8 protein-coding genes are annotated in these 12,609 nt (G+C 44.0%); all 8 read right to left on the bottom strand.

Annotated elements, in window-relative coordinates:
* Positions 1 to 3: 3 nt before the first annotated feature.
* The 8 genes from FHW88_RS29045 to FHW88_RS29010 are packed head-to-tail and all read right to left on the bottom strand — an operon-like array spanning position 4 to position 12,600.
* A complete protein-coding gene (locus FHW88_RS29045; protein ID WP_176628986.1) occupies positions 4 to 2,574 on the bottom strand; it encodes a glycosyl hydrolase family 95 catalytic domain-containing protein in 2,571 nt (856 codons plus the stop codon).
* 1 nt (position 2,575) lies between these two features.
* Positions 2,576 to 5,041 (bottom strand): glycoside hydrolase family 2 TIM barrel-domain containing protein, encoded by a 2,466-nt coding sequence (locus tag FHW88_RS29040; RefSeq protein WP_176628985.1) that lies wholly within the window; start codon positions 5,039 to 5,041, stop codon positions 2,576 to 2,578.
* Position 5,042: 1 nt separating this feature from the next.
* Positions 5,043 to 5,882, bottom strand: a complete 840-nt coding sequence (locus tag FHW88_RS29035; protein WP_255485484.1) for an SMP-30/gluconolactonase/LRE family protein — start codon at positions 5,880 to 5,882, stop codon at positions 5,043 to 5,045.
* Between the two features lie 30 nt (positions 5,883 to 5,912).
* Complete coding sequence (locus FHW88_RS29030) at positions 5,913 to 7,970, bottom strand: hypothetical protein (RefSeq protein ID WP_176628984.1); 2,058 nt, start codon at positions 7,968 to 7,970, stop codon at positions 5,913 to 5,915.
* A 26-nt stretch (positions 7,971 to 7,996) separates the two neighbouring features.
* Positions 7,997 to 9,601 (bottom strand): glycoside hydrolase family 28 protein, encoded by a 1,605-nt coding sequence (locus tag FHW88_RS29025; protein WP_176628983.1) that lies wholly within the window; start codon positions 9,599 to 9,601, stop codon positions 7,997 to 7,999.
* Positions 9,602 to 9,603: 2 nt separating this feature from the next.
* Positions 9,604 to 10,821 carry a glycoside hydrolase family 105 protein gene (locus FHW88_RS29020; RefSeq protein ID WP_176628982.1) on the bottom strand — a complete coding sequence of 406 codons (1,218 nt, stop codon included), beginning with the start codon at positions 10,819 to 10,821 and terminating at the stop codon, positions 9,604 to 9,606.
* 23 nt (positions 10,822 to 10,844) lie between these two features.
* Positions 10,845 to 11,309 carry a c-type cytochrome gene (locus FHW88_RS29015; RefSeq protein ID WP_176628981.1) on the bottom strand — a complete coding sequence of 155 codons (465 nt, stop codon included), beginning with the start codon at positions 11,307 to 11,309 and terminating at the stop codon, positions 10,845 to 10,847.
* 7 nt (positions 11,310 to 11,316) lie between these two features.
* Positions 11,317 to 12,600 carry a PQQ-dependent sugar dehydrogenase gene (locus FHW88_RS29010; RefSeq protein ID WP_176628980.1) on the bottom strand — a complete coding sequence of 428 codons (1,284 nt, stop codon included), beginning with the start codon at positions 12,598 to 12,600 and terminating at the stop codon, positions 11,317 to 11,319.
* Positions 12,601 to 12,609: the final 9 nt, after the last annotated feature.

The following is a 12,609-nucleotide window of genomic DNA, read 5'->3' as shown; positions in this document are numbered from 1 at the left end:
GTATTACCGGGGAATAACAGTGTAGGTTTTGCCTTTTTCAGTGGCAAAATCAATTAAGTAGCCTTTATTAAATGTAATGTCAGGAAGTTGAGTATCATTCACTTTTTGATAAACCGGCATCGCTGGCGGAGTATTTAGTATATTACTATTTATACCAACAGCAGTCTTACTGCCTGTCTCCACAATTTTCACGGGAATAGGTGTACGCAGCCTGCAAATGCCTTCCATGTTTGATTTAATGGTTGCTTTGCTCAGTTTTCCCTTTTTCCAGTCGATAGTCACCTCAAAATTTCCGCGGGCTTTGATGCCTTTGATGCTGCCATCGGCCCAGGCATCGGGCAGGGCTGGTAACAATTCAATTTCACCATCCTGACTTTGCAGCAGCATTTCGGTCATGCCGGCTGTTCCGCCAAAATTTCCGTCAATCTGAAAAGGCGGGTGCGCGTCAAACAAATTGGGATAGGTACCCCCACCGCTCATTTGGGCTTTTTGCTGTAAAGGGTCCATATAATTAAATGCGGCGGCCAGTATTTTATAAGCATGATTACCATCGTGCATCCGGGCCCACCAGTTCACCTTCCAGGCCATCGACCAGCCTGTACTTACATCGCCTCGGTAAATCATGGATTGCTTTGCCGCCGCCGCTAACTCCGGCGTATTAAATACTGAGATCTGCCGTCCCGGAAACAAGCTGAACAAGTGTGAAATATGCCGGTGGGTATCCGCTGTATCATCCCAATCTTTAAACCATTCCTGTAATTGCCCGTGCCGGCCAATATGAAACGGATAAAGTTTATTATACGCCTCCTTTACCTCGGAGACAAACGCTTTATCAGTACTCAGGATTTGAGCACTGCCGATACAATCCTGAAATAATTCGCGGATGATTGACATATCCATGGTAGAGGCCACGCTTACAAGGTATTCTTTACCATTGATCTTAACTGTGTTTTCGGGTGATGTTGAAGGGTTTGTTACCAGATAGCCTGTGTTGGGATCAGTAACCAGCCAGTGCAGCATAAACTGCGCAGCACCTTTCATAACAGGATAAGCGGTTTTGCTTAAAAAAGCCTTATCACCGGTAAAAAGATAATGATCATACAAATGAAGGCTCATCCAGGCGCCCCCCATTGGCCATGCCGACCACCTTACCGAGCTTTTAGGATCCTGATCATAATTACCAACAGTTGATGTTTTAGCCCAAATATCGGTATTATGATGCTCAACCCAGCCTTCATTGATATTATAATTTACTTTAGCAGTGACTTTACCATTTACCCCAAGCTCTTTCAAAAAATCGAACAATGGCTGATGGCACTCAGAGAGATTGGTATTCTCGGCCAGCCAGTAATTCATTTCGGTATTAATATTGGTGGTATAATTGCTGCCCCAGGGTGGTATTACCTGGTCATTCCAGATCCCCTGTAAATTGGCAGGAGCACTTCCCGGCCTCGAACTGGCAATGAGCAAATAGCGCCCAAATTGATAATACAGCGTTTGCAACTGCTTATCGGGTTTCGCTATATTGAAGTTTTTAAGCCGTTCATCTATCGGCTGTTTTATCATTTCAGCATCAGCGCCTAAATTAAAATCTACACGTTTAAATAAATGCTGATAATCGGCAATATGCCTTTGCTTAAGCAGGTCATATGTTTTTTGTTCGGCAGCCGAAAGGCTCCTATCAGCCTCGATAGCAGGGGCTTTACCCTGTAATCCGGGCGATTTATCAAAGCCATTAAAGCTGGTAGCTTCAGTCAGATATAGGATAACCTCATTTGCACCGCTAACCTGCAGCGCATTGTTAACAGCACTTACTTTCCCCCCAATATTCTTTATTTTAAGGTTGATGCGGAAATTCATACCCTCGCCTTTGGGCTCGTCATAAATCACCTGCCTGGGTTCGTAATCACGGTTAGCAACATAAGTTGGCGCTTTGCCATTCAAAACCAATTTATTGCTACCGGCTGCCGAAACAGTAAAGCGTAGTTTACTTTGCAGGTTGGCCTTGAAATTTACTGCCCCCTTTTTATCGGCAGTAATACGCACTACCATCACCTTGTCGGGGTAACTTATGAAGGTTTCTCGCGAAAAATTAGCTCCATTAACCTTATACCTCACCGTAGATACGGCATTATTTAAATCCAGCTCGCGGCGATAATCACTACAGGTGCTATCAGTCAGGTTAAAATCAAGCAACAAATCGCCTAAAGGAAGATATCGGGCAGTGTAAGGTCCCTGCAGATATTTTTTCCATATTGCTGCTGCTTTGTCAAAATCCCCGGCAAAAACAGCGGCGCGCACTTCGGGCAGATGGGCAGGCCCCTGCGGATTGTTTCCCGGTTCAGGATAACCGGACCAAAGATTATGATCATTCAACTGAAAACGTTCATGATTAACACCGCCAAACACCATAGCTCCGGTAGTAGCATTACCCAGGGGCAGCGCCTCTTCCCAGGCAACCGCGGGTTTTGTATACCAAAGCTTTAAAGCCGCATTATTACTTTTGGTTTGCGCAACAGCAAGTTTGGCACTTATCAAACCCACAAAAACTAAATACTTTTTAAGCTGATGCATATTAAAGATTTATAAATACAGTTTGTAATCCCGGCGATTGCACGCCTACTACACTTTTATCGTTTTGGGTTTGTACTTTTATAGTAGCGCGACCATTATAAGCCTGCACTTTTCTTGATCCGCCTGATGTACCTAAATCATCCTGCAATATGCCATCCCCGCTTAGCGAAAAACTGAGCCAGTTTATAGCATCGAGGCACTGGATACCGTTTTTATCTAAAACTTTAACCTGTACTGTGGCAAAACCATTTTCTTCTGCTATTTTCTCAACTATCAGTTTAGCCGGCCTATCCCATTTATCTGTTTGATAAATCTGGTTAATCTCATCGGTTACGGTAGCTTTTCCCTTTTGAGCCACTACGCGGATATTGTTGCTGCCTTTCTTAAACGTTACCACCCAGCGCAAACCGGCAGCAGGAAAATCCTGGCTGTTCCGTTTTTTTATACCGCAGCTCTTTCCATTCAGAAATAACTCGGCGGTTTCACAGTTCGAATAAACTTTAATCACCTTCTGTTCTCCCTCGCTTCCCCATCTTACAGGCCAGGTATGCCCGTAAATATGTGCCATTGGTTTGGTTGTCCAATACGATTGAAAAACGTAATATGATTCCTTTTTGGTCATGTCCCGTTCCACCACACCCTTTTGGTTCATATAAGGGATCGGATTGTCCGGCCGTAACGGTGTCGAAAAATCTTTGAATACCCAAAAGGCCGATCCTGTTAACCAGGGCATTGTCTCCTGCTCTTTTAAATGCCAGTCGAAAAGATTGCAGATATAGCTTTCGCTCCAGTCGCCATCCTTTGAAACCCTTGCATCTCCGCCGGAGAGCGACGCGTCGCCGGCGCGTTCATCGGCGCCGCCTCCCTTCTTAATATTAACAAAGGCCTTATCAGGATCTTCAGAATGACGCAACGCATGGCTGTCCCCGCCCCATTCTGTATGAAAAAAGTGATTTACTTTATTAAACTCATCAAGGGTTGTTTGCTTATACTCGTTATAAGTGCCGCGATACCAACCAGCCCATATAGAGGGCGAATACACATCAACAATATCCTTGCAAAAGTCACAACGACGAATAGTGGTTTTTCGGGATGGATCAAGCCGGTGGGCAAGATCATTTTGCTCACTCATGAAGGCCCTAATCTTTGTCTTATCAAACTCCGGAAAATCTCCCTCCCAATCATTCTCATTTCCTAATCCCCACAAAATTATAGCGGGATGATTATAATGCTGCTCAATCATGTTGGTAAGCATTTGCCGGGCCTGGTTTTTATAAATCTTCCCTCCTAAACCACCGCGGCACCAGGGCTCTTCTTCCCAGGCCAAAATTCCCAGGCTATCGCACAGATTGAGTGCAATACGCGATTGCTGGTAATGGCCAAGGCGAATAAAGTTTACGCCCATATCTTTCATGAGCTGCATTTCCTGCCTGATCATACCTTCGGTCATGGCGGCTGCAACACCTGCCTCGTCCTCATGACGATGGGTACCCCTTAACAATAAACGTCTACCGTTAAGCATGAAAGGGCCATGATCCACAAATTCAAAATTCCGGAACCCTACCTTTTCCCTTTGGGTAAAAGTACTGCCATTGGCACGCGCACTAACCTCAACAGTATATAACACCGGATGATCTGGCGACCATAATTGCGGCTTTTTAACCGTAAATGAACCAACCGGTATTTCTCCCGCAGTAGAAGATAAATTATATTTTGATTGCTGGATAATTTTACCCTGCGGATCAATGATCTTAATATCACCCTCAACTGCATTTATTTTTTCAGGATCATAGACACGAAGACCAATATTTAACTTCCCTTGCTTACCATCTTTATCAACCTCTGCCTTGGCAAAAACCTTATCCAACGAAACAACAGGTACGTATACTAAAATGAGATACCGGTAAAGTCCGCCATACACTGTAAAGTCCGATAAACGTGACGGAATACTTTCAAGGTCGCGCGAGTTATCACACCTTATTTCGACAGGGATATTTCCTTTAAATTGAGTTTGGCAGATCTCTGTTTTCTTAAAGTCATTAACAGCCTTTGTTATATCTACCGTCCATTCATCGTAGCCGCCCAAATGCGAACCTACTTTGGTGTTATATACATAAACGTCAGTCTTTTGCCCGGCACCTTCAAAATGCAATAGTGTACGCCCTCTTTGATATGGGTTATTGATGCTTACCTGGGTACGGTACCATCCCGGCCCCTGGTAGTAGTTCACATCGGGATCTACCGCGTCACGTGCGTTAAAACAATGCGGAAGCACTACCTGCTGCCAGTGCGGAACATCATGCGGAATGCCTTTATCTTCCGGACGGATGGCTTCCCAAATCCCACCTAAATCTTGTTTTATAAACTGCCAGCCCGTATCTAAACGGGTACTTTGCTGCGCGAATAAAGACTTAGTACTCAAAACAAATATCAATATTAAATACAGTCCCAGATTTTTCAACTGCATATTAATGGGTAGTTAATTTATAAGCTACTACCTTTTTTTCAAAAAACGTTGGCACATACAAAATGTGATTAATGGTGTCGTAACCTAAATCGGCCGTATTCATCTTTTGTGCCTCCGAATCAAGCAGGGTTTCTATTTTACCATCGGCTGTTATGTAAAATATGTGCCCCGACCAGCAGGTAATCAAAAAGTCGCCATTACCTACCGGCTCTAAACCATCACCTCCACAGCTTAGCGTGGCAATTTGTGTTAAATTACCCTTGCTATCCGCCTTCATGAACTTCGGTCCGCCGAGGATATATAGATCATCGTTGATGGCTTTAAGCCCGTTTACACCATTTACGTTGGTTAAAAAAGTTGTTACCTGGCCCTTTTCAATCCGGTGGATCTTTTTGGTTTTACTGTCTGAAACGTAAACTATCCCTTTGCTATCTACGGTAATGTCATTTAACATTTTTGCGCTGTCGACAGGTATCTTATTGATCACTTTGCCTGTTTTAATATCAATGACTACCACTTCCGACAAATCGGCTGCATACAATTGATCCTCAACCCGCCCCAGGCCTTTAGGTGAATTTAATCCGGTTGTAAAGTTCAGGTCGATAATCTTTCCATCCAGTCCGATCTTTGCAACCCCACCTTTACCATCAACTGCGCTGGGATTTCCTTCAATTTCTGATACATATAAGATTTTCTTTTTAAAATCCGGTAAAACCGATTCGGGGATCCGTACTACTGTATCAGTTTCCCAAAGCTTTTCCAATTGGTGTGTTTGTGCAAAAGCGCCCTGTACTATAAATGCCATTAAAGCAGGCAATGTTGATTTTAATATCTTTTTCATAGCGGTTTGTTTTATATATCAAGATACAGTTTATAACACAACAGCCTGTGTACCACCGTCAGTTATTCTGTATTTAATTACTTTACTACCCTCAGTAATGGAGATAAGCAGTTTCCCTTTGTTTAGCCGTGAAACCTGAAGGTTAAAAACATGGCCGAATGCATGAATATTATTCAGGGCCATCTCATTCCATCCGTTTGGTAACCGGGGAGTACAATCAAAATTGCTGAAACCTGTTGGCCTGATGCCGAATAAGCCTTCGGTAAAAATCCGGCAGTAAAGCCCGCTTTCGGCCGACAAATGTCTTTGGTTACCTTCGGGATAAGCTTCCACCGGATAAGGCACGTGCTCCCCTAACAGCCTCCTTCGCGAATAATAGCGCAGATAATCCATTGCTTTTTCAGTTTTACCCGCCTGCAATACGCCGCGAAGCGCATACAGGGTTGAACGGTCCCAAAATGTTTCTTTGCCCGCCTGTGTTGCTAATCCATCAGCAGTCCATAAGCTTGGCGAAAACAGGGCATTGATTGTTCCTTCGCTCCTGTCTAAAATACCCATGGTAAGCGGCAGGCAAATCCAGGCACGCAATACATCATTAGTTTCATAGTATTTATAGGTTTCAAAACCCTCAAGAGTTGCCCCAAAGTATTTTTCGATATTGATTTTAAGCGCCGCGGCCTGCTTTAAATATTCGTCTGTTTGTGTTTTGGGCTGATGCAATTGTTTGCCAAGATATGCGTCGGAGATCAGGGCATCATAATAAAGGCTATTGGTTGAAAGGTTGGCTTTGCCCGATGGAAAGCGCCCTTCCAGTTCGTCATGATCAGATGTAACAACCCCCTGGTCGTTCAGTTTCCGATGACTATATTCAAGGCACCAGGTAATGAGCGGCCACAGTTTTTTGGCAGAGTCGGGTTTGCCATAAGCTAATGCATACCTTGACGCCCCGTAAGCGATCATCGCCTGATCTCCCCTGTCGCCAGCTCCTTTCCATACTGCATCGCCTTCAGCCACTATCGAGCTGGGAATTGGTTTATATTCCAGGTTCATATATTTTGCAAACAGCCTGTAACAGTTCATTGCCGACAGGTTACCGATACTATCTCCTGAAAAAGCGAAAAAGGGGCTGATATATTCGGCCTGATCATTAGCCCAGATAGCTGCATAATACGCAAGCCCACCGGGGCCGTGCAGGTAACCAACCTTGGTTTTGTAAATACTCTCCGTCCCCCTGATTTTGGCAAAGGCGAAGGCGGTATTTAATAAGGTATCGGGTGTTTTTAATTGCAGGGGCGATAAAATTGTATTTATACGATCTTCACGAGCCTTTTCTTCCGCATTAGCATCAATTTTAACAGTCTGGGTTGGAAAATCTGTAGCGAGGTAATAAACCGAAAAGGTAGTATTTGATCCCGGCTGAACTACCCTGCTGCCAGGATCAACAGCGCCATTGATAACCGAATGGGGCCTTACCTTACTTTTAGCACTATCCGTCCTAACCTCACACCGCAGATATTCCATAGCAATGGTAACTGGCTTATCGGTTATATTGGTAAACACAAACTTTTCAATTACCATTGGCTTATCTACCGATGGGAAGATGCTCCGATCGATTTTCACCAGCGCCGGATTACCTGCCGTAGCAGCTATCCTCATGATCCCTTTATGGCTGATACTGGTGATATTATATGAAAGATCGCCTGATTTTTTACCATTGGCCAGGTCTGTCTTTAGCTTACGGTTGTTGACAAAAAAGCGCGGCAATTCGCCGTCAACAAATGAATAATCGATGTGGGTCCGCGTGCCATCGGGCAACATCCTGAAAGTAGGAAAAACAACGGTTCTTGAAATAGACAAGTTACCGGCGCTATCTAAGCCATACTGTACCCATACAGATACTTTCTCGCCCGACATTTCGATATGATCGGTGTGGGGCAACCGGCCATTAATAGTCCATTTAATGCTTCCGTCAGGCTGAATCGCCCATCTATCTGTTTGCACGGGCGACACAACCTGCTGGGCATAAACCATATGCGGAAAAATAAAAGTAAGGACAACTAAAAATATTTTCTGTGGATATATCTTCATATGTTCTGTTTGATGGCTAAATAATGCTAATTTAAAATGGCAATGCCTGCTTTTAGACCGGCAGATAGTTCAACCTTTTTTGAGATTCCGGGAATGTTATTTTTCAGGATCTTGATATTACCGCTTGCGTCACCTTCAACACGTACAAATGCATCTGCAGAACCAGCAACCGTGGTATTCTTTATCAAAGCTTCGGCAACGCTTTCTAACCTGATCACTGCTTGGGCTCCTGCTGTTTCAGGAATTATGCAGGAATTAAGTTCAATGTTTTTCCCGTCCTCACAAATGAAAGCCGGTCTGAGGTCATTGCTACCTAATGTGAGTTTTATATTATCGAGTTTTAACCAGTCAACATGCCTGGCCCATATGCCATAAGCAGGAACAAGCGGACCAAATGTTTTTACTTCGGGATATTTATCGATGGCTTCCGGAACAACCTGCCGGGCGTTTTCTTCGCTGCCGCCACCGGCCAGATTTATCTCGATGTTTTTTAAAGTGAGCCCTTTAATATTATGCCCGGGAATCCCTGTTATCAGAATGCCTGACGGCGGCATGAGCTGTGCATTATCTGCTGCCTTTGCCTTAACATTTTGAATGGTTACATTTTCAAGTGTTCCTATTGGTTGCTGTGTATCCTGATCTTTGCGGAATACGCTTAACCTTGCCCCCAAACGGATCAGGATAGGCGTTTTCACTTCCACCATGGTAATATCAGCTATTTCAATATTCCTGATATTCGCCCCATCTACAGAAAGCAGCTTGATACCTCCGTTAGCCGTGTCATAAATATAACACTCTGAAATCCTGATATTTTCAAATGGCGCCATCGATTCTGTACCGATCTTGATGGCACCCTGCCCGCTTTTTAACCGCAAGCCCGAAATCACAATATTTTTACAGGCCATTTTGCTTGATGTTGTTTTGAAACACAAGGCATCATCGCCGCTTACCACATCGCAATTTTTGATAGTTACATCCTGGCAGCCGTCTATATCCATGCCGTCGTTATGGGCAACTCCCCTGCTTTCAATTTTTACGTTTTGAATATTTACCTGCCTGCATTGAAAGTAGTGGGAGGTCCAGGCAGCTGAGTAATTTAAAGTAACGCCACTTATTGAAACATTTTGACAGCGTACAACCCGCAATAAAAAAGGGCGTCGTCCCCAGCGTTGTGATTCGGCACGGGTATCGGTTAAGATCTGCTGTGCTTTTAGCTTTGCTCCCTGCCCATCAATAATTCCTTCGCCTTCAATGCTGATGTTCTTTTTGTCGACGGCTACAACCAGCGCCCAGCCTACGCTTATCCCAAGCCCTTCAACAAAGGGATCAAGGTTTTTATAATCATTAACATCGGTACTTCCTAATAAAACAGCCCCCTTATTCAAATGCAGGGTAATATTATCATTCAATGCAATTGTGCCGGTTAAAAAAACACCCGATGGAACAACCACCTTGCCGCCGCCACTTTTATGGCACGCATCAATGGCATTTTGAATTGCCATTGTATTTAGTGTAGTACCATTACCGGTAGCACCAAAAGCGGTAATATCCACCTCGGCAGCGAACAACCTAAAATCAGATATCAAAACGATAAAAGCTATACAAAACAACAACCTCATTACCCTGCACATATCTATTTTTTCTTTTCGGCTTTAATCATTTCAGTTCCGGCCAGTAATAACGCGCCTAAACCATGGGTATCGTTCAATTCGGTTGGGCGGGTATAATAAAATTTGATGTCAGTATCCATATTGGTGCCGATACAAACATCCTGTAGCTGGCCATCAGCAGTTATTTTTGAGGCTAAGCCTTTCCATCCTTCACGGGCAATGGCTATATATTTTTCATTTATCCAGCCCTGGTTTACTGCCCTTGCTACCGCATAAGTGTACATAGCGGTAACTGATGTTTCGAGGTATGAATCAGGCTTATCCAATAGCTGATGCCACAACCCGGTTTGATCCTGGTAACGGGCATAACCCACTATTTGCCTCAACAGCAATTTGATCAGTTCGGCACGTTTGGGATGGTTTGCAGGTAAATTGTTTAACAGCTCAACCTGTGCCATAGCTATCCATCCGTTACTGCGGCCCCAATGTCCTACCCCATTGGCTTGATCATCGCTGTAATAATTATGAAAAAACAAACCGGTGGCAGGATCATAAAGGTATTTGTTGAAATTCTCCACCTGTTTGATAGCATCATCAAAGTATTTATTATCGCCGGTAAGTTTGCCCATACGTGCCAAAAACGGAATGCTCATGAACATATCGTCGGCCCAAAGCGTGCCAAAGCGGGGCTGCGGGCGGGCAAGTGTACCATCGGGCAAGCGCATTTGTTTAGTTAGGATATAGGCAGCAGACCTTTCCAGATAGGCCTCATAATCCTTCCTTTGTGCAAGGGCATCCACATCAAACAAACCAGCCGACATTGCGCCACAAGCATCGAGATTAGTAATATTGAATACAGAACCGTATTCTACCTTACCTGCTTTTGCTTTGTAAAGCGTTTCGAAATAACTAAGGTTATCAAAAATAAACGCGAAATTATGCTGCGAATAGTCTGAGTATTTTTTGTCGCCCAGCACATCAGCAGTTTGCATCATGCCTATAGTTAAAACACCATTTACATATGCCCACTTGTTGTATTTATTATCAACCTTGATATCTATGGATGAAGCCAAGCCCTTGGTAGAATTATATTTTTCGTTTGTTTTAGCATTAACAAACTGAAAGGAAGTTTCCTTAATAACGTTATCGGCAACACGGCGCACAATGTTTTCCGTATTAACATCCTGCCCAAATGCTGCCGAAGCATAGGCAATAAGCAACAAGTATAAAAATGATTTCATTTTAGCTGTTTTTAGTTTAATTGTTATATGTTTTTTATAACCGCTTTCTTTTTATTTTTCTCACGGACCGCCCTAACCTGAGCTGCTGTAATTGCCCCACCTTTATTACCAAAACTTTTCCGCACATAAGTCAATACATCTGCAATTTCACGATCCTTTAAAAAGTCATGCGCGGGCATCACATTTGAATATGATTCTCCATCAATATCAATGTTCTCCGAAAACCCGTTAAGTACCACTTTAATTAATTGTGTATGATCACCTGTTACATAGGATGTTTTGATTAATGGCGGGTTCATATTTGGAACCCCTCCGCCATCGGCCTGGTGGCAGGTTAAGCAATGATTTATATAGATAGCTTTGCCATTTGCCATAGAAACGGTCAGGCCAGCAGTTGGCTTCGCTTTTGTTTTCGCCCTGGTTTTAACCTGTGCTATTAACTGGAAACAGCTAACAGCAAAAAAGAGGGTCAATAAATATTTAGTCATTGGTCTATTACTTTTTAAGATAGATAATGCGGTATATGGTACCTTTTGAATCATCCGTAACATATAATGAACCATCGGCGCCCTGGGCGAGTCCGCAGGGACGATGGTCTGCGCGCCCGGCCGCAGTTTTCTCTGGCGAGCCTGAAAAACCGTCAGCAAATACTTCCCAGGTGCCATCAGGCTTCCCGTTTTTAAATGGCTGAAAAACAACGAAGTACCCGGCCTGCGGTTCAGGTGCCCTGTTCCACGAACCGTGAAAAGCGATAAAAGCACCGTTTTTATATTTCTCAGGGAATTGGTTTCCGGTATAAAACAACAGACCATTAGGGGCCATGTGTCCTGGATAGGCGGCAGCCGGATCAAGAAACTTTGCATCAGCTTCTTTTTTGCCATCACCGCCATATTCAGGGGCCTGGATCTTTTTATGCTGGATCTGGTCATAATACATATATGGCCAGCCCGCATTATCGCCTTTTTTTAGGCCATATAAACATTCGGCAGGTAATTCGGCCGACTGCTTGGTGGTATACAATTCAGGCCATGAACTATTCAGGTTATCCCGGCCGTGCTGCATTACAAAAAGCTGGTTGTCCTGTTGGTTCCAATCCATACCGACCATATTCCTTAAACCTGTTGCATACCGTACACCATCGCCATAGGTTTGATTTAGCTTATCCGTTCTAAATTGCCATACGCCACCCATCGAATCCAGTATCGGGCATCCGGGTATCCCCGGTGAATGTAGGCCGCGGTCTTTTTCCTGGCAGGAGTTGAACCAGGCGCCTATGTTTACATAAATATTGCCGTCGTTATCCAGCGCAAATGATTTGGTTTCATGCTGACGGCCTGCCTTTAACCCGGTAATTATTTTTTCGGGCTGATCGGGGTTGATCACTTCGTTTTTATCATTCACCTTATACCTGAACACCTCGGTATTTGATGATGCATACAGGTACCCGTTCTTTAAATAAACCTCGGTGCCGCCATAAGTACCAAAGCCCGATTTAAGTTCGGCCTTACCATTGGGCGCTTCATGAAATACTAAAATCCCCTTCCCCTCTTTATTGGGTTTGGCCAGCTTTACATAAATATTGCCCTGCGGTGTAACTACTAAATGCCGGGCCTTTGCACCGGTTTCGGCAACTTTCAGGGCACCGAAACCTAAAGGTAATTTTAAGCCCGCGTTATCGGCGTCGGGCACCACTTCTGTTACTGGCTTCAGGGCATAAAGCATTAGGCTCACCGGCAGGATCGTAAGAATTGTTGCCCATTTAAAAAGTATACTTTTCATGCTGTTGAT

Source organism: Mucilaginibacter sp. SG538B, from assembly GCF_013376065.1.
GTDB lineage: Bacteria > Bacteroidota > Bacteroidia > Sphingobacteriales > Sphingobacteriaceae > Mucilaginibacter > Mucilaginibacter rubeus.
This window is presented reverse-complemented; position numbering and strand designations above follow the sequence as displayed.